Source organism: Streptococcus oralis, assembly GCF_964238205.1.
Classification (GTDB): domain Bacteria; phylum Bacillota; class Bacilli; order Lactobacillales; family Streptococcaceae; genus Streptococcus; species Streptococcus oralis_CZ.
In genome coordinates, this window is sequence record NZ_CAXSLF010000001.1 from 437,845 (window position 1) to 461,544 (window position 23,700).

The 23,700-nt window shown below is 40.9% G+C and carries 8 protein-coding genes; 1 reads left to right on the forward strand and 7 read right to left on the reverse strand.

All coding sequences use genetic code 11. The features are described from left to right. From ACESOD_RS02360 to ACESOD_RS02370, 3 genes are all read right to left on the reverse strand, one after another. Positions 1 to 825, reverse strand: coding sequence for an alpha/beta hydrolase (locus ACESOD_RS02360; RefSeq protein ID WP_373093765.1), 825 nt, complete (start codon positions 823 to 825; stop codon positions 1 to 3). A gap of 135 nt (positions 826 to 960) precedes the next feature. Continuing rightward, a complete protein-coding gene (gene thiI / locus ACESOD_RS02365) occupies positions 961 to 2,175 on the reverse strand; it encodes a tRNA uracil 4-sulfurtransferase ThiI (protein ID WP_373093767.1) in 1,215 nt (404 codons plus the stop codon). Between the two features lie 8 nt (positions 2,176 to 2,183). After that, complete coding sequence (locus tag ACESOD_RS02370) at positions 2,184 to 3,326, reverse strand: cysteine desulfurase family protein (protein ID WP_049503009.1); 1,143 nt, start codon at positions 3,324 to 3,326, stop codon at positions 2,184 to 2,186. A gap of 136 nt (positions 3,327 to 3,462) precedes the next feature. Here ACESOD_RS02370 and ACESOD_RS02375 point away from each other — a divergent pair, with 136 nt between their 5' ends. Continuing rightward, entirely contained in the window at positions 3,463 to 3,879 is a 417-nt protein-coding gene (locus ACESOD_RS02375) for a DUF6556 family protein (protein WP_075227214.1), read from the forward strand. A gap of 129 nt (positions 3,880 to 4,008) precedes the next feature. On the opposite strand, the gene ACESOD_RS02380 is transcribed toward ACESOD_RS02375, so the two are convergent. The 4 genes from ACESOD_RS02380 to ACESOD_RS02395 form a co-directional block, all read right to left on the reverse strand. Beyond that, the gene (locus tag ACESOD_RS02380; RefSeq protein WP_373093770.1) at positions 4,009 to 4,452 is read right to left on the reverse strand and encodes a CPBP family intramembrane glutamic endopeptidase; all 444 of its coding nucleotides are present in this window, start codon (positions 4,450 to 4,452) and stop codon (positions 4,009 to 4,011) included. Positions 4,453 to 5,525: 1,073 nt separating this feature from the next. Continuing rightward, on the reverse strand, positions 5,526 to 13,880 hold the full coding sequence (locus ACESOD_RS02385) for an SIALI-17 repeat-containing surface protein (protein ID WP_373093772.1): 8,355 nt from the start codon (positions 13,878 to 13,880) through the stop codon (positions 5,526 to 5,528). Positions 13,881 to 14,036: 156 nt separating this feature from the next. Further along, positions 14,037 to 21,023 carry a SpGH101 family endo-alpha-N-acetylgalactosaminidase gene (locus ACESOD_RS02390; protein ID WP_373093773.1) on the reverse strand — a complete coding sequence of 2,329 codons (6,987 nt, stop codon included), beginning with the start codon at positions 21,021 to 21,023 and terminating at the stop codon, positions 14,037 to 14,039. Between the two features lie 330 nt (positions 21,024 to 21,353). Further along, positions 21,354 to 23,684, reverse strand: a complete 2,331-nt coding sequence (locus tag ACESOD_RS02395) for a DNA translocase FtsK (RefSeq protein ID WP_373093774.1) — start codon at positions 23,682 to 23,684, stop codon at positions 21,354 to 21,356. Between the last annotated feature and the right edge of the window lie 16 nt (positions 23,685 to 23,700).

The window sequence follows — 23,700 nt, forward strand, 5'->3', positions numbered from 1 at the left end:
TTACCAATTTTCTGCAAAAAATCGTAGACAAGCTGGAAGATTTTCTGACCATGGCACTTCATGGTGAATGGCTCCAGCCTGAACCTTGAGTGAGAGATTTTCCAACTGCACTCCTCCAGCTATCAAATCATGATAATAGCGAAGGGAAGAGTCGATATAGGCCTGCTTAATATTGCCAGCCATGAGGGTCTTGTCTGTATCATCAGCTTCTTCCGTTCCAACATAGATAAAGATTCGTTGGTCAGGCAAGAGTTTTTTACGCTCGATATAGCGATCAAAGGCTTCTTGGTGAAGCCAGTTAGCTGATGAGAAAACTCCCAAGCACCCAATCTGATCTTGATACTCCAAGCCGATAAACTGGGTAATATTGCCACCTAGAGAAGATCCAACCATAGCAGTGTGTTTACGGTCTGCTTTTGTCCGATAGTTTTCATCGATAAAAGGCTTAACCACTTCCATGACAAATTCTGCGTACTCGACTCCCTTACCACCAAATTGTTGACCAGGAATATTAGACTCTTGGAATTTCCAAGCTGCATACTCATTCATTCGACCAAGACCATCATTGTCAATAGCCACAACAATCATACGGCTGATATCTGGATTTCGCTTGATTGCAGGAATAATCTTCCAGGAATGTCCAACGTAAGATTCCTTACTATAAAAGACGTTTTGTCCATCATGGAAATACACCACTGGATAGCTTCTATCCGTGTCTTTTTCATAGTTTTTTGGGAGGAGAACACGAACCCGGCGCTCCTTACCTGTGTAGGGTACCACTAATTTATGCTCTCGCATTTTCAGGTAAAAATAAGATTGATTCATTGTCAGAAAACTCTCTATATTCAAAATTTTATCTAATTATATCATAAAAATAGAAAAAAAGTCAGTTTCCGTCCAAATTTAGGACAATAAACTAACTTTTTTTACTTATTTTATCTTTTCCTCTGTTTTTTCTGATTAAAGGAGGTCATCGATCAACTCATCGACTGCATCCTTCTCAGCTTGAGGCGTAATTTCAGTAATCATAATTCCTGCTACTGCACGTTCAACCAAACCTTCGACATCCATTCGCGCTTCATACTGCTCTGCATTCTTAATCTTTGGATTTGTCTTCGGGCGATCAGGTGCAAAAATGGTACAGCAGTCTTCAAATGGCTGGATAGAAATTTCAAAGGTATCAATTTCCTGAGCAATATCAATGATTTCCAACTTATCCATAGTCACAACTGGACGAATGATTGGTGTGTTGGTCACTGCATTGATAGCCTGCATGCTTTCTAGGGTTTGGCTAGCTACCTGACCAAGGCTTTCCCCATTGATGATAACCAAGCCATTTCGTACCTCACGGATACGGTCTGTAATCCGCATCATAAAGCGACGAGTCAGAGTCATGAGATAGGCTTCTGGCGCTTTAGCCTTGATTTCTTCTTGAATCTCCGTGAAGGGAACCTCGATAAATTGGATATTTCCTCCGAACTTAGTCAATTTACGGGTTAAGTCCTGGGCTTTCTTGAGGGCACCTGGACTTGTGTATGGAGGGCTAGCAAAGTGAACAGCCTCAATATCTACACCACGTTTTAGAGCAAGATAGCCTGCTACAGGAGAGTCAATCCCTCCTGACAACATAAGCATACCTTTACCAGAAGTTCCGACAGGCAAACCACCTGCTCCTCGAATGGTCTCATAAGAAAGATAAGCTGCTTCCTCACGAATTTCCACTTGCAGATTGATATCAGGATTTTTCATTTGAGCTTGCACATTTGGAATAGCTTCAAATACTGCTCCACCAAGAGTTTGGTTGAGTTCACGACTATCGAGTTCAAAGTTGTGGTCGCTGCGTCTACTAGAGATTTTAAAAGTCATACCTTCCTTGTAAATATCCTTCATAATCTCTTGGACAGCAGATTTCAGAACTTCTACAGATTTTTCAACCTTATATACTGGAGAAAAGTTTTGAATCCCGAAAACTTGCTTGAGTGACTCTGCCACCGGTTCATAATCTGCCCCATTCAGATAAGCATGGGCACGATCGCGGTCTGCTGTCACTTTAACTTGAGGATAGATGGATAAAACGTCTGAGATATTATTACGTAGTTTATTGATGAAACGCATCCGGTTTTTACCCTTGGTTGAAAGCTCTCCGTAGCGAATCATAATTTCTGAATACTGCATGAATGCTCCTATCTTACTTTTTTAGTTTGATTGTAGATTAATTTTAGTTTGGTCAAAAATTGCTCAACTTGACTCATGTCATTTTCTAGGTCTAGGCTGAGGCGTACTGCTGACTGGGCTTTATCCTTTTCAATTCCCATGGCAATCAGGGTTCCAGCAGGTTTCCCAGCTTTGGACGAGCAAGCTGATGTTGTAGAAATGAAAATATCATAGTCTTCAAATGCATGAACAATGACTTCCCCACGAACTCCCTTAATTCCGAAGGTCAGAATATGAGGCGCAAAGTCTTCCTCACCTGAGAAAACAAAAATATCTGGATAATCAAGAAGAGCCTGACGGATGACTTCCTTCATCTGACTCGTTTTGTTAGAAAACAATTCCAATCTTTCCATAGCTAGACGCAGTGCCTTGGCTGTTGCTGCAATTCCTGCTACATTCTCAGTTGTTGAACGATAGTCACGCTCTTGGCCACCACCAGTTAAAAGCGGTGTAATTTTCTTGCCAGACTTGATATAGACAAAGCCAACACCACGAACTCCGTGGAATTTATGACTTGAGAAGGTCGCAAAATCCACTCGGTCAGTCAAATACTTTTCTGTCGGAATCTTAGCTAAAGCTTGAACCGCATCAACATGGAGGGAAATCGTTGGTTTATCAGCTAATAGTTCTGATATAGCTTCAATAGGCTGGATTGAGCCGATTTCATTGTTGATTGCCATAACAGAGACTAGCGTTGTATCAGGACGAAGTAGGTTTTCTAAAGCAGTTACATCTACAAATCCTTTTTCATTTACAGGTGCAAAATCCACTTCAAAACCTTGAGTCATGAGCCAGAGAGCCGACTCCTTGACTGCTGGGTGCTCAATATCAGACACAATAATGTGTTTACCAAACTGCGCTTTTTCAAAAGCCACACCTTTGATAACCCAATTATCCCCTTCAGTCCCACCAGAGGTAAAGAAGATTTCTTCGCTTTTCTTGCCAATCAAATCTGCAATCTGCTGTCGAGAAGCTTCTAAAATTCTGCTAGATTGGTCTCCCAAACGATGGAGACTTGAAGGATTTCCAATAATTTTTGCAGACACTTGCATATAGGTTTCAAGTGCTTCTGGATAAGGCTTAGTCGTTGCCGAATTATCAAAGTAAATCATGGTTTCTCACGCTTTCTAAAATCACTCCTTCTATTGTATCACGAAACAGTTCAGGCGACAAGAAAGGCAATTCAGGTTCATTTAAGTTTTTTTTAAAGATTTTCGGTATAATGAATTTTAGTAAAGGAGAGATATTATGTCTAATTATCGTAGAACATCAAAACCTAAAACGGAACACATCAAAAAAGGATTTACTGTTTTTCAAAAAACGATTGCTACTATCGGTAGTATTCTAGGGCTGATTACTGCAAGCATCACCATTATGAATGCTATGAATAACAACAACAATAATAACTCTAAAAAAGAAACTACGACAACCCAGACAACTGTCATAAAAGAGATTCAAAAGGAATCCCCTCAAGAGAACACTACTCCCAACAAGGATAATACTTCTACAAAAGAAAACACACAAGAAGAAACAACAAGTCAATCTAGTAGCAGTGAAGAAAGCAAGAAAGAAGAGACTAGCAGTAAACAAGAACAACCAACTGTTCCTTCTTCTAGTACTCAAACAACAGATACAAAAACTTCCACTACAAATGGAGCTTCTTAAAAGAACTATCTGACAGCCAGTGATTGAATCGCTGGTTTTTTATTGCTGTCTTCAGCATTTATCAGCAAAAGTTGATCTTTGCAACAGAAAAATGATCAGCCTTTCAACCAATCATTTTTTGAATATATTTTAGCTAAAAACTAAAAATAGATAGTGTAGAATAGATACCAGTACCAGCACTCCGTTATTAAGCAAATGAACAGCTATAGAATCAAGAATGTTTCCTCTACGAGCATAGGCTAAGTAAAATATTACTCCCAGTAAAAAATAAGTTACAAACTCTACCGGATAAAACATATGCAGGTAGCCAAAAATAGCAGAACTTATTAGCAATTTCAACCACTTTTGATCAGCTTTAAAAAAATAGTGGCTGAAGAATCCTCTAAATACTAATTCTTCCATGATTGGAGCAAATATACCAATTGCAAAATGAAAGGCGATGAAAAATAGAGGAAAAACTCGAGTGACCTGCTCACTTGTAGCCAGCAAGGCCGCATCGTTAGCGGATGTTGGATTTCCAGTAACCACTTGGATCAGAAGAGTACCTACAATCGCTACGACTCGAGTAGCCACATAAAATAAAAGGGCTATTCCAAAATCCTTCCATGTGAACTTGAAAGCCTTCTACTGATTCGAAATTTTCTTTTTGTATTGTCGCCAAACAGCAACTAGTAAAAAGGTAGCAATTATCAAATACCCAATACTAGTCGTCCACTTTAAGGATAGAGAACTAGAATCTTCGAGGGCCAGCATTCTCATGGGAAATGTATTTACATTTATAATCAGTAAGATCATTCCTACAAATTTTAAAATATTTTTCAACTTTTGCACATCAATACCTCTTCTTTCCTTAACTCCAGCATTTCTACTTACTAAGAAAGCTCATCTGTGTTTTCTTTCCTCTTGATAGATTTCTACTCCCTTAATCAGAGATAATAACACAAGGATAACCCCAATATCTAAATTGATCAAACTACCTCCATTAGCGAATAAATACAAACCCAATCAGGCTTGTGCTAAAGGAAAGATATATTTCTTAAATTTCATAGATACTCCCCAAAGCTTTCTACAAATAAATGAATAGAATAACTCCTTAGTCTTGCTCACAAGAGAACATCAAATTTCAGATTTACTTTTCTCTACTAGCTACCTCTAAATCCAATTCAATAATACTCTTCTGATTAACTTGTAAGATCGGTTTTATTCTTTTAGGGTTGAACCAGACCACCGATCTACTAAATCATGTTTAGGAACAATTATAGTTTAGCATTTATTTCTAGGAAAAGATTGCTCTTTCTTAAATTGTCATCAAAACATCCTAAATGGTAGTAATTGGCTTGCGGCTTAACCCAATCTAATACTCTTCGAAAATCAAATTCAAACCGCGTCAACGTCGCCTTGCCGTACTCAAGTACAGCCTGCGGCTAGTTTCCTAGTTTGCTCTTTGATTTTCATTGAGTATAAGGACTTCGTCAGGAGTTAGGAATGTTTTATTCAAAGAACTTCAATGACCATCAGCTTCCTCACTTTAAGAAAAAGCGAACAAGACCAGCTTCTGTTTATCAGAAAACTAGTTTTGTCCGCTTTTTATAATCGAGATTAGTCTCTTGATTCAATCTCTATGACTTAGATGCTTTTACATCATCTTATTCGTCGTCTTTTTTCTTTCCCATAGCAAACATACCAAGAAGTGCACCTACAACACCAACGGCTGCAAGGCCAGCATTTTCTTTAGTACCTGTTTCTGGGAGCTTGTATGGATGACTTGCAGGTGCTTGGTAGGTCTTATCTTGTGACATAGCAAGAGCTACAAGAGACTGCTCATCTGTGTATGCTGGAGTTTCACGTGTAGTTGGGGCTGAACCATTCACACTTCCAGTAAATTCTGGAACTTCGTGAGTAGTTCCTTCTGATCCATTTACGTGACCAGTGAACTCTGGGACTTCATGGACAGCTGCTTCGACACCATTCACCCCACCAGTATATTCTGGGACTTCGTGGACAGCTGCTTCAGTGCCATTTACACCACCTGTGAATTCTGGGACTTCTACTACTGGTGCTGGAAGCTTGTCTGCTTCTGCCGTAGCTTCAGTATACTCTGGAACTTCATGGATAGCCGCTTCGACACCATTCACGCCGCCTGTGAATTCTGGGACTTCTACTACTGGTGCTGCTTCTTCACCTGCTGTGCCAATAGCTTCAGTGTATTCTGGAACTTCATGAACAGCTGCTTCAACACCATTTACGCCACCAGTAAATTCTGGGACTTCTACTACTGGTGCTGCTTCATCACCCTTGCTTGTAGTTAAAGCTGGTTTCTCTGGTTCTTCTGGAAGCTCTTGGTGGAAGGTCGTCATTTCGTAAAACTCAGGTTTGCCACCTTCCCAAACAACTTTGACATCTAACAATGGCGCTTTTTCTCTCACTGCAAATGTTTGGAAGCTTGAGGTAATTTCACCTAGTTCTGTCCAAGCTCCGTCTCTATCTGCTTTCAAAGTGCGAGCAAGCACACGTGCAGTAACTCCTTGAGGAATACTTGAAACAAGTCGGATATGATTTGCGTCTGTTGGTTCTGACAAGTGGTAGACAAGCTCACCTTGTTCTTTCTCAGCCTTGTAGCTTGTCAATACTTTGCCATCTACAAGGTTAGTGTAAAGGTTGCCTTGGCTTTCACCGCTGTTTCCTTCTACAGTTGGGTCATTGATTGGTTTCACGAATTCGCCATCATTGATCACCAACTCAGTGAATCCTACAAAACGAGCATCATAGTCTGCTGTAAATAGAACACGGAGATAGTTAGCTTTAACTGGGCTTGAAAGTTCACCCTCGATATAGCGATTTCCTGGCATCTTAGAATCATGTGTCCAGCCATCTGTCAAGGAGTCATCACGTGTTTCATTAGCAACACCGTCACCAACTGTCACAACATCCGTCCAAGTCTTGCCATCTTGACTGACTTGAATCTTACCATCACGGAGATAGTTTTGAGTGCCGTCTTGGATGTAAGCTCTAATCTTCTTAATATCACGTTCGCTACCAAGTTTCAAGGTAATATGACCGTCTTTACGAGCATAGTCTGAGAACTCTACAAAGTTATTGTAGACACCGTCAAACAACTGATCCAAGTTCTTGATCTTACGAACGTCGTTTCTACCGTATGTTTGGTGGATTCCCATTGATGTAGAATCAAGTGTGGTTGGCTGAACTTCTTTTGTCTGAACAAGTAGAGAAGTTGCTGTCACTGCTTGTTCTTGGTCAGTCTTATTAACCAAACGAACATAACGTACCAAGGACTTATCAGTCACTTGATCAGCTGGATACCATTCTTGGGCATTTGGAGAGTATTCCAAGTTGAGAGATGGATTTTCTGTACCAAGTGCTTGAATGCTTTCAGCTTGGTGTAGACGATCAAGTTTCATACCCAAGTAGCTATGAGCTGGAAGCTTAGTTCCGCTTGGAATTTGAAGGTCATAACGGCCTAGGCTGTCATAAACTGGAGTTGACTTCAAGCTCTCAACGTTTGTATCAGTCAATTCGCTATTGCCTGCACGTGTTTCAACTGAGAAGTCAGCGATACGCCACCATAGGTTGATGTTCTTAGTATTGCGAACACGAACGTAGCGAGCTGAAATTGGAGTTTCGATTTCTTTTGTTTGTTCGCCAGTCAAGCGATCCAACTCTTGCCATGAGCTACCATCTGCAGAATATTCAAGAACACCTTCTGCCAATTTATCTCCTGATCCTTGAACCAAACGAACCTTAGTCACAGGTTTGACTTCACCCAAGTCAAGTTGTACCCAACTATTGACTGGAGTTGTGTCTGTTCTATCAGCATTTGCAAGCATGGCTTCAGTATTATCACGTCCGTCTGTAATCTGACCAACTGTTGTGTTGTACTTGTACATAAGATTTGGACTGATAGTCACAGTAGCTGACTGTTTAGCACGAGTAACTTCTACAGGGCGGTTCACAGCAATTTCTCGTACAGCAAACCAAGTATTATCACGATCTGAAGTCGCAATCATACGAACAGCTTTGGCGTTAATGTTGAGGTTTTCAAACTTAAGCAGAGGTTCATTACCAGTGTAGCTTGGTTCTGAAAGGGTTACCCACTCATCATTTTCATTGAGATACTCAACCTTCGCGTTGTTGAAGGTATCGCGAGGATTTGCTTGAGTGCCCATTGCAAAGGTCAAGTTTTGAACTGGAACAGCCTTGTTAAATTTCAAACCAATGTAGTCACCAGTTTGAATGCTGTTTGGTGATTTGATCAAAGCATGTGTTCCCAAATCACCGTCAGTCACTTCAGCAAGTCCACCTTCTACACCTGTACGGTTTGTGATAAAGGTACTAATCACTTGGTCAGGATGCAAGGCTTTTTGAACTTCTGTTGCGAGGATTTCACGAAGTCCGAGCAAGAATGGACGGATATGTTGAACACCTAACTCAGCTCTCTCATCATGATCGACATAATGGAAGGTATAAGTTTGAGACTGTTCATAGAGTTTCAAGCCCTTATAGTAGCTATCCCAAAGTTTTGCAGAATCGTTCTTTTCGATAGCTTCTGTACCATCAAGAAGAGCACTCAAGGCGTCCATTTGGTCGATGGTATTATCCAACCAATAGTGGATTTGAGCACGCATCTTTTCATCACCAGATGCTTTATAAAGTTGAGCTGCTGCTTTTAGTTTAGCAAATTCTGCACGCAAGCCTTCACGCTCTGCACCGACATCTTGACCAGCTTTTAGCTTAGTCATGAAGGCATCTAATTTCGGTGCAAGTTCAACAGACTCTTCCAATTTCACAACACGACCATCCATGTTTTGGTTGATCATGTGTTTACCAAGTTCACGGAAGGCAAGAGATGTTTCACTATCTGTAAACTTACCGTTTTCAACAAAGTTGAAGGCGATGTCATTCACTCTCTTAGCTTCTTCTTCTGATTTCCATTGTTTCCATGCATATTGGGCTGCTGAGAAGAGGGCAATCTTAGAAGGCTCAGATTGTTGCATTGGGTTCAACATGATACCTGAAAGGAGACTTGGATCTACATTTGGATGAAGGAATTTCTCACCGCCACCCAAAATCAAGTGTTGTTTAGAGTTATCTGTAACAGGCCAGTTTACCCATAGAGAAACTGGTCGGTAGGTCTTACCTCCTGCAGTCAGGTTATTCTTAAGGTTAGAGAGGAAGCTTTCAGACACTTCACCCCAAATCTTACCACCAGTAAGGGTCATAGAAGTTGAAGTTGGAAGGTTTTCATTTAGAGATTTCAACTCATCTTCACGTCCATTACCCCAATATTGACCTGGAACGAAGATCATTTCCTTACGAAGACCAACATAAGTTGCTTGTTTTTCAGTCAACCAGTCTGTCATGTCCTTCATCAAGCGGTTGTAGCTATTGTAGCCACCAACTGGACTTGGAGCGTCATCAGCTAGGATACCGAACTCACGAACACCGACATCCATCAATTGAGTGAATTTAGCTTTAATTGTTTCAAGGTCTTTTTGGTAGTCAGCATCGTTGCCAAAACGGATACGGTTGTTCATGAATGGGTGAATGGTCCAAACATAACGAGTCTTGTTTTGGTTTCCGACACGCGCCAATTCACGGATTTCTGCTAATTTTTCTTCTGGATAAAGTTCACGCCATTTCTTGTTGTGGTATGGATCATCTTTTGGTGCAAAGAAGTATTGAGTCAACTTCAAGTCACCACCATAACGCATCAACTCAGCACGATCAGCATTGCTCCAAGGGTTACCATAGTATCCTTCGATAAAGCCACGGTTCTTAATTTCAGCGAAGTCTTCAACTGTTACATTACGCAAGACTGGAGCTTCACTTTCATTAAGCATGTGTTTGAGAGTTGTCAAACCGTAGAAGACAGCATCTGTATCCTTACCGACGATAGAGATTGTATTGTTCTTGATTGACAAGGCATAGGCATCAATCTTATCAAAGAGTCCTTGAGAAATGCCAGACACTTCTTTTTCAGCCTGTGAATTTTGACCATGAACCCCAAGGTAAATGTTGGTAGCACCTGCCACTGCTGTTTGACTGCTTGTGTATGAGATTTGATGATCTTGTAGGACACTCTTCAAGCGATTACGAGTATAGATATCTAATTGATCACCCATGACAAGATTGACTTGTTTATGGAGTTTCGTAACACCTTCATCGTAAGTTACTTTTTGTGGTGTTGGGAAGACCTTGTACTCTTTCTTGAGATAATCCTGACTTTGGGCTGCTGCGGCAACTGCTTCGTCACTTGTAGGTTTCGTAGCTACAAAGCTATCAGCAAGTTCAGTTGTACCATCGCCCATTTCCTCAACTTTAGGTTTTTCTGGTGTCACAGGTTTTTCTGGAGTTTCAGGTTTTTCTGGTGTCACAGGTTTCTCTGGACTAACTGGCTCTTCCACCTTGTTAGTAGAAACTGGTTTCAGAAGTTGAATTTCTGCAGCACTACCAAATCCTGCAGCACCAGCTAGAACTTTAAATTCTACCTTATCGGTTTCAATGGCATCAAAGTTAACTGTTTTCTCTTTGGCATTGTTTTCCCAATTTCCTGAAGCAACTTTAACCATTTGACCATCTTTTTGAGCATAGATTTCATAAGATGTCACAACACCGTTGCCTCCACCTGGACGTGGAAGATAAGTCAAACCATTAACTGTTTCAGCTGCTTTCAAGTTCATTGCCACTGTAAATGGAGCCTGATGACCAGACCATTTTGAATGCCAGAAGGTATTTGGATCATTGTCAAAGGCTTTTTCGACTGGACCTTCTGCATTGGTTCCTGGTAATTCTTGACTTGTTGCAGAAACTGTAAAATGATCATTTGGAATCAAACGTGGGTTTACAAATGCTTCATTTGACAACTCAGCACTATGCAAGATTCCTTTGAAGCCACCAATTGTTTCAAGTGGTAAGACTAAGCTATTATGAGCCAAACGTGGATTAGCTGGATTTGCAATCCGTTCAACCTTTTCACCGTCCACATAAACTTCAGTCACTTGAGGTTTGGTTACGACAGAAATTTGATAACGTTTGTTCTTTTCAAGTTTCTTGTTAAATTGAATATGGAATTGTTCAAAAGTATAGGCAAGGTAGCCATCTTTGTCCGCAAGATAGAGTTGATTGTTTCCGCTTGTTGAGAAGGTTTGCTCGCCATCACCAGTCACTGTCACATCCAATTTCAAGACATGACTTGGTCCAGCATCACCAACTAGGCCTTCGATAGTGCTATCTTTTTCGAAATTCAAACCTGCTTCAGTCTTCTGTACTTTCTTAGCAAGATAATCTTTGACAGTCTCAGGATTAATCTTGAACAAGTCTTCTTCAGCTACGGTCTTATCTGGATTAGATTGAGGTGCATAAACACTTGCTGGTTGAACACGTTCTGCATAGGTCTTGGCTGCACGGTCTGAACCCCAAGTGCGTTCTGCAGTTGATTGCATACTCTTGAAGAAGCGTTTAAAGATATCATAAGAAGTGAGTCCAGTTTCATGGAGGTCAATATTATCATTCCATACTGCATGACCACCACCAAGGATATTTGGATTAGAGGCTTCTAAGCGTGGTCCTCCACCTGTTGAGAAGTCATTTGGTGTCCAGCGATTGTATTGTGTTTCATAGTTTGCATAATCTCCATATCCACCTTGACTATTGCTACCACTTGGAACACTATAGGTTGGAATATCTGTGATATTGATAATCTTAGCACCTTGAGCAATTGCAGCCGCTGGACGTTGCCAACCAATACTCCAGATATCAACTTCTACATCTTTCCAATCTACAGGTGTAGTTCCTTGTTTGGCACTGAGGGAACCCCAAATACGCGGTGTCAAACCTTTGCCTTTGATGTACTGGATCATATCGTTGACATAGCGACGATAGCTTTCTGGATTTCCATAATATTCATCTGTACCGATATGAACTGTAGATACGCCATGGAGAGGTGCGTCTTCACCATCGAGCAATTTATCATAGACTGATTTGACAAAAGCAAGAGTTTCTTCGTACTTGTTATCCAAATCTAGCATAGCCACACGCTCTACATTATGTTTTCTCGCACTAAGCTGACCTTTATACATCAAGTCTGGACGAACTTTAACAAATGAAAGGGCGTGACCTGGTGTGTCAATTTCAGGAACAAGATTGATATGTAAAGCTTTGGCCAACTTGATGATTTCTTGCATTTCTTCCTTAGTGTAATGCTCGTCAGATGTTAATTTTTCACCATTTTTACCAACAACATCAGTCTCTACACGGAAGCCTGTCTTAGCTTTTTTGAGGACATAGTCTAGTTCTTCATCTTGAGAAAGATTTTTACCAGCCAAGTGATCTTTTAAGAAGATATAGTTATCATTCAAGTGCAACTGAAGATCGTTCATCTTGTAGTAAGCCATGTTGAGCATGATGTCTACAAGCGTATCATAAGGAATAAACTTACGACCTGTGTCTAGCATAAAGCCACGGTGGCTAAAGCTTGGGAAGTCACGGATTTCTCCGTTTTGCAAATCATTTTCGCCCATTTGTAGAAGAGTACGAGTTGCGTAAAAGGCTCCTGCGTTGGTTGCAGCTTCTACAGTAATAACACCATCTTTTACAGTGATACCATAGCCTTCTTTACCATAACCCTTATCTTCAACCTTTTTAAATTCAATCCGTTTTTGAGCTGTTTGATCACCTGTAGCGATTTTTAGCCCACGACTTTCAAGGTCAGTCTGATAGAATTTAGCTTCTTGACCAAATCCAGAATCGCCAACTGAAATCACAGTATCAGCTGTAATAGAAGTTTTGCCTTCAGTTCCATACCATTGTTGAACTGCTGGAGCAACTGCTGGTTTAGTGCCAACGCCTTCGTCTGCATGTAATCCTTTAATAAGGACTTCAAATTCTTTTGTGAAGGTATGAGTATCCTTGACTTGTTGGACCATGACCTTAACAGTTTGATCTGTTAAGGGTTTATAGATTTTGTTATTTAGGTCAACAACACCCTGTTTGTTGCTACCAATTAAGCTTACTTGACCTGGTAATTTAGGTAAAACAAGTGATTTCCCATCTTCAGCAACAGCTAATTCTGTAACTTGGCGAATATCTGTTGGTTTGCTAGCGTCTGGAATGTTTGAGTAGGCTCGAATTTCTTGAATCCCAACATTTTTCCAATTCATTGTACCAGCTTGATAGTCTGTAATTTCAAGTTTGAGATATTTAGCTTGGATAGCTTCTTTCAAGTCAATTTTTTCATCAAGAAGAGGATTCCCTGTTCTTTGATAAGCCAACTTCCATTCTTTAACTCCTGAACCATTCACCTCATCCTGGCCAGCGTAATAGAGGTTCCATGATTTGATATTTGGATCATTTTGTTCACCACGAACGCGGCGGTCCCAATCAATCTCAACATGCTTAATCACTGTTGTCTTTTCAAGAGTAAATTCGATTGTTGGTTTCTCAACGTTTTGGTCAGTTGCCCAACGAGTATCAGGTTTTCCGTCAATCGCCTTTTCTGCTGTGTATTGTGTGTTGGCTTCATGGTTTGATGCTGTAGCAGTCGCCTTTTCTAAATGATTGACATCTGGTGTATCTACTACATCTTTAGTCACAGGACTTGCAGCTGGTTTCGCCTCAGAAGCTACTTCCTCTTTTGGATTTGTAGCTGGTTTTGAAGCCACTTCTTCCTTAGGAGCAGGAGTTTCAGTTGGTTTTGGAGTAGTTGTTTCAGCTGCAGTTGCTTCAGTTTCTGACGCTGCAGGTTGTTCATCCACAGTTCCAGCACTTGCTTCTGCTTTTTCAATAGCTGCTGCTATATCTGCTGGTAGTTTATCCAGAGGCTGAGCCTGTGTTATTGTTCCTTCTGTCTCAGCAGTTCCTTCTGTTTCAGCAGCTTGAACCATACCAGCTCCAAAGATACTGGCACCAATCATAACAGAAGCTGCGCCGATTGTAAATTTACGTATACTGTAATGACACCGTTTCTCAAAAAAATGTTTTCCCATTTTTTCCTATTTCCTTTCATACGCTCACAAGTGGTAAGCGCTCTCATTCTTCTTTAGAAAAAGAGAGGACCTAGAGGGTCCTCTCTGGGTTTTCTTTTTCTCCACGACAATGAATGTGGAGTCTAAGCTCTCTTTTAATGAAAACTTTTTTGTATTTTAATCTTCTTTTCTTTTTGCAAGAAATAGAGCAGACATTGCTAGACTGAGGCTGGCAAGGAAGAAGAGATGCTCTGACTTGCTAGTACCAGTTTCTGGAAGTTTATCCTTCGCTTCTTGTTTAGCTGCTACTTCCTTCATTTCTGGTTTAGCAGTATCAACTGATTTCTGATCAAGTTTTTGTACTGCAGCATCCTGTGGTTTATGATCCAGTTTCTCTGTTGATGGAGTCTGTACTTGACTTCCAGGTTCCTCAGTTAATGGAGTTTGTGGTTTATGTCCTGGCTCTCCTACTGATGGCGTTTGTGGTTTAGAAACTTGTTTATAAACTACTGCAAAATGTCCTAGCTGACTAGTTGTAAACTCAACTACACCTTGACCATTTGTAAAGCTTACTGCTTCACCCGATGCAGTGTAATATACTCCAGCTACTTCACCAGAAACTGGAAGTCGAACGAGCACTACACCCTTCGCTTGAACCTCATGCTTATCTTTATCAACCAAATGAAGAGCATAAGCATCAAATTTCACACCTTGTAGACTTTGGTCTGTTACTTTTTGAACTTTAAGATCAAGATCCGTAGCCAAATCTCTTGCAAGTCCTGCAACTACAACTCCTGTAGTCTTATCTGACAAGACACGAACACCTTCAGTTGGTTTGTCTACTGTAGGTGCAGCTTGGTCACCTGCTGTTCCGATTGCACCTGTATACTCTGGAACTTCGTGTACAGCGGCTTCAGCTGCATTCACACCTCCAGTAAATTCTGGAACTTCATGGATAGCTACTTCATTTCCTGCGGTTCCTTCAACTTCACTATACTCTGGAACTTCATGAACAGCGGCTTCAGCTGCGTTCACTCCTCCAGTAAACTCTGGAAGGTCATTGATAGCTGCTTCAGCGCCATTTACACCACCTGTAAATTCTGGAAGGTCAACAACTGGCGCAGCTTCGTCTCCCTTGCTTGATGTTGGAGTTTCAGGTTTAGGTTCTGGAGTTGGTTCTGGATCTGGAGTTGGGGTAGGTGTTTGGTCTTTCAACTGGTCGAGATAATCTGCAAAGAATTCAAGCATTCTATTTGTCAAGAGATGATTATCTGTTGCAAATTTCATGCTGGCAACAACACTTGCTACTTCCTCTTGATTACTCTTATCAGTCAATTTTTGAGCTTTAGCCAAGGCTGCTTCATAGGCTGTAGTATCGAGACCAGTTTCAGCAACCTGTGGACGAGCGAAGATCAATTCTGCAGCTGATTGATATTGGTTTTCAGTATCACCGTAGGTTCTTGTTCCAGTTAGAACAATCTTTTTAGCCTTGATAGTCTTACCAAAGTCAATATCTTTTGGTTTATTATTGTTAGCCCAATTGGTTGCATTGAAGGTATGTTCCTTACCTGTTTCATCAGTAACCACAAGAGTGACATCTCTCAAGTTACCATTTGATCCTGAACCACGTGGAACGTAACGGAAGCCAGTAATTTCAGTTGGTTCCTTCAAGACCATAGTTGCAGGTTTACCAACATCTCCTCCGCTCCATGATGTATGCCATAGACTTGACACGTTGCTATCAAAGGCATTTTCAAGACCTTCACCAGCCTGAGCAGGAGCTGTAAGACTTGCAAAGTCATCTGCTACAAGAGCTGTTTTCTTCATCACCAAAGCATCTTTAAGAGCATTGACCTTAGCAATTTCAGACTTAGCTTCTTCTACACTGATATCATCGTCTGCTTGGCTGAGGTTGAAGACAGCTTCTTTCAAAGCATCCATTGTTTCTTTAGTGTAGTTGGTCATAGCAACAGTTGGAAGATAGTTTTTGACAGCATTTTCTGTCATCATCTTACCAGTCAAGACAATTTCTTCGATTTGAAGTCTGTCCATGATGAAGTCATTGTAGCCACGGAAGTTAGCATTACCACCTGAGTCTCCGCGAGTGTTGCTTGCATTGCCTGTAGAGTAGATACCTACCCATGTATCGCCAGTTTCTGCACCTGTTACTAGGAAGGTTGCACGTTTCGCTTTCTTAGAATCTGTCCAAGTATTTGGCAATTCATGCATTTCCAAATTACTTGCTTGTCCAGATTGGAATTCTCCCTTACCGACTACAAAGGCGTAAGTATTGTCAGATCCAGCTTCATAGTCAAATGTAATACGATAGGTCTTGGCTGCTTCAAAGCGGAAGTTTTGTGGAATTGTTTGGTAAACCAAGTTACGACGACTTACAAGTCCATTTGTCTTGAGTGACCAATTTCCTTCGATAACATCATCAACTTTCTTGCCATTCCAATCACGCTGTGTGTATGGAGCATGTTTTTCAGACAAGTGAGTACGGTTATCTTCAACACCCTCGATACCACCGATGACAAATGGGAAGATACCTTGACCAACATTTTCAAAGTCTTGTTTGAAGACGCCTGTTGCAGTATCGTGACCGTCTCCGTACATATTTGATTCATTTTCAAAGGTACGAATTTCATCGAAGTAAGTTGCCTCATCGCCTGCTTCACGACTCAAGGTCAAGGTTACATTTGATACATCTGAACCTGTTGTGAAGAAAGCATACATATTTTGGAAGTAACTTGTGTTATCAACTGTTGCATTGCTTCGACGAGTATTGTGAGCATAGGCTTTTACATAGTTAAGTGCTAGTGACTTGTTAGTGTAGTTGGTTACTTCTTTTTCACCAGTATTAACAGTAATACTTGCTTTAGCATCACTACGGTTGTCGACACCGACATACACTGCGTATTTAGTATTTGGTTTCAAGCCAGTCAATTTTTGAGTGAGACTAACTTTTTCTTTATTGCCTTGGATGCGGAGCATTTGGTTTGCACCTTGAGACTTGACGATTTCAGCCTTAGAAGCATCTCCCGAAATCTTCCAATGATCCAAAGATTCACTGTTAAATCCTTGGTCATAGATGTGCATTCCTTCACTCCATGACATTTCTGGATTTGTTTGTTTAGAACGATAGAGAACATATGGCTGATTTGCAGTGAGATCAAGGGTAATCTTACCGTCTTTCACGGCAACTTCTTTTTCCTCAGTCTTACCTTGGTCAGTTAGTTTATAAAGGTAAACCTTACCATTTGCCCAGTCGCTAGGAAGTGTCCAAGTTGTTGCTCCTGCTTCAGTATTGAAGTAGTACATTTTTTCCTTGTCACTTTCAAGCTTGTTACCATTTGCATCCCAGTTCCAAGGTGTCAAATAGGCTGAACCATCTTGAATCACACGATCGTTAAGTGTAACAATTCGTTCACGATATTGTGGACTGTTGACATCATTGGATTTACGAGTTACCACAACCTTGTTATTTGCAGCATCAACCAATTCGACTTTCATTTCTGGAGTCCATTTATAGGTACTACCATTGTCAGTCATGGTTACTGGTTTGCCATCTTCCCATTTGCTTACTGTGAAGTGTTGGAAGTACTTAGTCATAACGTCATGAGCAAACAAGTTTGTTACATAACCGTTATAGTCACTTCGTCCTTGCCATCCTTCAAAGTCCTTCATGCTATAACCGCCTAGAAGTGGGTAGTCAGCTGCACCACCATAACTTCTGTAGTCACCAACCCAAGAATCTTTTTGGTGGTTACGGATAAAGCGAGTGATGGCACTGTTAATACCTTTATTTGTATAGCCACCGTAGGTCAAGTCAGCTGCCCAGTGTTGGAAGGTAGAATCATATTCACCACCATGGCCCCACTCAATAGCAAAGCGCCAACCTTGTTTGTTAATTTCTTTCGCAATAACGTGAGTTGCCCAGGCACCGTTGTCACCTGATTGACCGTTACCCCATACGTCGACATAGATGAAGTCTAGACCTTCACCCAATTCCTTCTTCAACTCTTCCCAACGAGCTAAACGCCCATGAGCGAGGTCATAACCAGCATCAATATTGATACCTTGGTCAAGCCAGTTCCAACCGTAGCTATAGCTACCATCTGCATTTTTACGAAGAATATCTTCATTAAAGTATTTAGACTCTGGATAGGTTTCTGAAGCGTTGACGTGGATACCGAGATGGGCACCATATTTCTTAGCTTTCTCAATAAGAGTCTTAAAGTCTTCAACACCACCGATACGTTTACCGATGTCCGCGTAGTTCAAGTGACCAGAGTCATGTCCTTCACTTCCGTATCCCTTAAGAAGTACACCTTGACCAAGACCATCGGTGTGGAGGTTGATCTTCTTGATACCATCCAAGGTCATGAGGAATGGGTTTTGCGCTTGTGAACCAAAGTTCATAGCGATACGGTAAGCTGTAATGTCTTTAACTTTTTCCCATCCTTGAGGGTTGTTCATGATGCTACGGTAAGCGATGGCACCATCTTGCCAGTCAACCTTATGGTCAGCATTAGCATCTTCAGTGATGACAACTTTTGCACTTGGAAGTTCTTGAGTGTATGCTGGGAAGACAACTCCATTGTGGGCTTTTTCCCATTGCCATTCAGAGCTATGAATTTCCACATAGTTAGCATTGCCAATCGTATTCTTGTAAGCTGTCAAACGTGTCCAGTCGTAAGAACCACCACCATAGCTATTTTGTGAGTTGCTCCATACACCAGCAGCGAGTTTATCTGTTGAAACAAATCCGTACATGTAGCCTTTGGCTAATTCTTTCATTGGGTTTGTTACTTCGATATGGTCATCACCACTGACGTGAGTGTTGTTTGACATGGTTGCCCCATCAAACTTAGCTCCTGCTTGCTCGCTAGAAACAGATACCAAGGCATTTCCTAGGAAGCTGATGGAAGAAAGTAATTTACGTTCGTCATCAATCTTTTGTCCTGGTGTCACTTGGTTATGGTTGACAATCTTAGTCACATCAAAGTGAAGTTGGTTGTCCACTACTTGCAAACGAACGGTCATATCTGCATTGATGAGGTTTTTCTCATCACGGAGTTTCATGTCATACTCGGCAGTCGTTGCGTTGACCTTTTTATAGGTAACTTCAGGAGTCACAGCGTGCTTGTTAATCACCACTTGATTAATTGGTTGCACTTGACCTGGAAGTTTATTGCCATTAAGGACATATTCTTTAATACGTGGGAAGGCTTGGTCGATGACTGCTTTTAAGACTGTAGATTCGATAGTATCGTACTTGACATTGCTATCATCCACTGTATTTCCCTTTTCTTTTTCAGCGGCTTCTTGATTGTTTTTCACACCTTCTTGGTCATCAGTTTTGACATTGACAATTGTTCGTTCGCTACTGTTATAAGTTCCAGCTTTAAGAACAATTTTCTTCTCATCTTTGAGTTTGTCATTTACTGCAGATGGCAAGGTCACTGTGTCAAAGAGTTTGACATCATTGTTAGTTGCATTGAGTTGTCCATCTGATTTAAGGCTGACCGTCAAGTGGTTAACAGAACCATTTACCGGTGCTGCAACACGTCCACCTTGGTACCAAAGTCCACTGCCATTTGACTTGTATTCCCAGAACCATCCGCCTTGGTCATAACCTACAAAAACGTTGTTATCAGTGTCTTTGAATTTCATGAAGACACCAAAGCGAGATTTACCTGTTTCAGATTCTTCTTTAAAGGTCAAATCAACTGTGGCATTCCCATTAGCATCGACTGTCAAACCATCTTTTTCAAACAAGGCTGGTTTCTTACCATTGTCATTTTGAGCAGTTGAAGCTAGTTGGTTGTAACGAACTCCATTTTCTTCACGGATCGTTACAGTTCCCTGTTGGTCTTTATTTTCAACTGTTTTCCATTCTGGAGAAACTTCTTTTGATTCAGCAGGTTTATTTTCTGCTGGTTTATTTTCTGCTGGCTTGTTTTCAGCAGGTTTATTTTCTGCTGGTGTTTCTTCTTTTGGCTTATCTTCCTTAGGTTTATCCTCTTTTGGTTTTTCTTCCTTGTCCTCAACTTGTTTATCGAGAGCATCTAGACCAGCTGGTTTCGTTGTTTCAATACCCTTGATGTAGTTTTGAATCCACTCTAGCTGAGCAGGTGAGAAGAGAATACCTCCACTACGTTTACCAGATACACCATTTTGGTGAATACCAATCAATTTCCCATTTTCATCGAAAATACCGCCACCACTAGCACCTGGTTCACTTCCTTGATAGCTAATTCCACGAACACCTTCTCCGTGATTATTAATGTCCTCAACAGTTGTATTCAAAATCGGATCAAGTTCGCCTTTTGGATAGCCAAATACATGAACCTTATCTCCTACCTTAGTTGTAGCAGGCTTGTCAGTCACTTCAACTGGTGCATTTGCAAGAGGTGTACGAAGCTTAACGATTGCCAAGTCATTTTTATATCCTTTGAGGAATCCTTCACGGTCCCAGTGTTTTACATCATTTTTACTGAATTTAACGTCTGGAGCGCCTTGGTAAGAAATTGTATAAACATCGTCATCACTTTCAACATTATCAGCTACCTTACGATTATTGCCATCTGGAACATCTTTGATAAAGTTATGAGAAACAGACAAAACGAGATTTTCCCCGATAACGATACCACTACCGAGCCCAGCAGAGCTTTTAATTTCGACAGTCGCACCGTAGTTTAATTCTCCATTTTTTGTTTTAGCTACTTCTTCTGGAACTAAGCTTTTATCTTCTTTTTCTAGTTCTTCTTTTGAGGCAGTGCGGCCATTTTCTTCAGCCTTATCAAGTTTTCCACGTAGTTCTTCAGGAAGAGTATCTGAAGCTGCTGAGCTTGTTGCAGTTGCAGTTTCTTTTTCTTTTGCCAGCAATTCTTCTTCAGTCTTTGGTCCTTCAGTTACTTCAGGAGAACCCTGATCTTCACCAGGTTTTGGCGCTTCAAAGTCATGCCCATCATCCTCTTTAGCATTGGCAAGAGCTGCCGCCAAATCAGCTGGCATATTCGCTGTTGAACCTGTTTGTCCAGAATCTGCGAGAACAGTGCTAGTTCCAAAGAAAGCTGCACCAATCATAACAGAAGCAACCCCTAATGAAAATTTCCGAATACTATATTTGCAACGTTTTTCAAATAATCCTTTATCCATCGATTTTTTTGTTCCTTTCAGTTTACCAAGTAAGCGTTTGCATTTTGTTTTAAAAAAATATCCTCCTCAATTTTTAAACACTACTAGATAAACATATAATTTTTTCTATACCAACTTAATATATCAAAAACAGTTTAAAAAATCAATACTTTAATAGGTAAAACTAGTAAAAGTAAAATCCAATTAGTTGGCAAGTCTGAATCGATTTTCAGATGGCCTTATTTCTAAAGAAATCGCTTTAAAAAAGGAAACTCTATCTAAAAAGTTAGACCATTTTTGACTAACTTTTCAATAAAGTTTCCATGCATTTTTATACTATTTTTTCGTTTTTTATTGTTGTAAAACCTTTCGTGGCTTCGTTCCTTCTGCAGGTCCTATAACTCCAGCCATCTCTAATTCTTCCATCAAGCGAGTTGCTCGGTTAAAACCAACTGATAATCTACGTTGAATCATGGATGCGCTCGCTTTTTGAGTTTCAATGACCAGAGCCTTAGCTTCTTCAAATAGCGGATCTCCACCTTCATCTCCTGAGACAGACTCACCTTCTGTCTCAGAAACCTCTCCAGGATCAAAGCTTTCATCATAGTCAGCATCTGCTTGAGCCTTGATAAAGCTAACAATACGCTCAACATCATCATCCGAGATAAAGGAGCCTTGCAGACGAACAGGGTGGTTTTCATCGATTGGTTTAAAGAGCATGTCCCCTCGACCCAGAAGTTTCTCAGCACCATTTTCATCTAAGATAGTTCGAGAATCCGTTCCTGATGAAACAGCAAAGGCCACACGAGACGGTACATTAGCCTTAATCAGACCAGAGATAACATCAACCGACGGACGCTGCGTCGCAAGAATCATATGAATACCAGCTGCACGCGCCTTCTGTCCAAGACGGATAATAGCATCTTCTACTTCCTTGCTGGCCACCATCATGAGGTCCGCCAACTCATCGACAATCACAACAATCAAAGGAAGAGGTACTTGTTTGTACTCAGATTGAGCGTTGAATTCCTCTACCTTAGCATTGAAACCAGCAATATTACGAACGCCAATTTTGGCAAAGAGTTCATAGCGATTTTCCATCTCATCCACGACTTTTTGAAGGGCCTTGCTGGCCTTACGAGGATTCGTCACAACTGGAATCAAGAGGTGAGGAATATCATTATAGACTGACAACTCAACCATCTTCGGATCCACCATCATAAACTTGACTTGGTCTGGACGCGCCTTCATGAGAATACTTGCAATGATACCATTGACTGCAACAGATTTACCAGAACCTGTCGAACCAGCCACTAGCAAGTGAGGCATTTTGGCTAGGTCAAAACTACGAGCTGTTCCGTTAACTGCTTTCCCAAGGGGAATTTCTAGCAGATTTTCAGGTTTAGTTTGCGATTGTTCCCAGAGCTCTCGGAAGGAGACTGTCGCTATCTCTGAGTTAGGCACTTCAATCCCGACTAAGGATTTCCCAGGAATTGGAGCTTCGATACGGACATCTTTTGCAGCCAAGGCCAGAGCCAAGTCATCTGCTAGATTGGAAATGCGATTGACCCGCACACCAACGGCTGGCTTGACTTCGTACTTAGTAACTGATGGACCAATCTCAGCACGTTCAACCGTTACCTTAATACCGAAACTTGCAAAGGTTTCTTCCAAAATCTTGATATTTTCGCGAACGATTTTCTTTTCCTTGGACTGGTCTTTTGGCTTATCGGGTGCAAAAAGTTGCAAGCTTGGAAGTTTGTATTCCAAAGCTTTTTTAGCAAAAAAATCTACCTCAACATCCTCATCCTCTAAGAACTCATCATCTTCTTGAATGTCAACTTCGCTAGGAACTTCATAGTCTGCTTGGGGGAGAATAATTTCAGGTTCTACCCATTCTTCCTCAGGCAGAGGTGGTAAATCATCAAAATGAACAGGGGGAGCTTCTAAAATCTCGCCAGTTTCCATATCAACAGGAGGTATATCCAACAAGGCTTGTTCTGCTTGTTCCTTTTCTAGTCTTTCCTGTTCCTCTGCTTCCTTACGAGCTTTTTCTTCTTCTCGTTTGATAAAACGTTCCTGTTTCTTCTGCTCGCGTCGCTCCATCCAAAGTGCAAAACGTGCTCCAAGAAAATCAGCAACATCATAGACAGACCAGGGACTGACTAGAAGAGCTCCGATCAAGATTAAGATGGCTCCGATAAAATAAGTACCAATATTTGAAAAGAGAAAGGCGACTGGAATATAAAGGGCAACACCTAGAAGCCCTCCTCCAGCAAAGCTAGTCACACGAAAGCCTGTCAAATCTGTCAAAACTTGGGCTAAAGTCCCCTTAAAGACAGCCTGCTCTAAGCCATATTTCCATACAAGATAAGCTTCAAAAATCAACAATAAGCCTGAAAAAATGCAAAGAAAACCTGAGATTAAACCTTCTTGCTTCCGAATCCATTTGAAGAAAAAAAGATAGACTAGAACGACAAAGATGACCAGATAGGCCAGACTTCCTACTAATAGACGAATGAGGTTATAGAGGGTGAGTCCAACTGCTCCTAATCTAAGAGCAGCGAACATTAAGCAAAAAGCTATGACTAAGGAAATTAACATCCGTTGGATAGCTTGCTTTCTTTCTAATTCAGCTTTTGACGGTCTCCGTCTTGTTTTACTTGTATTCTTGTTTGCCATGCTTCTATTATACCAT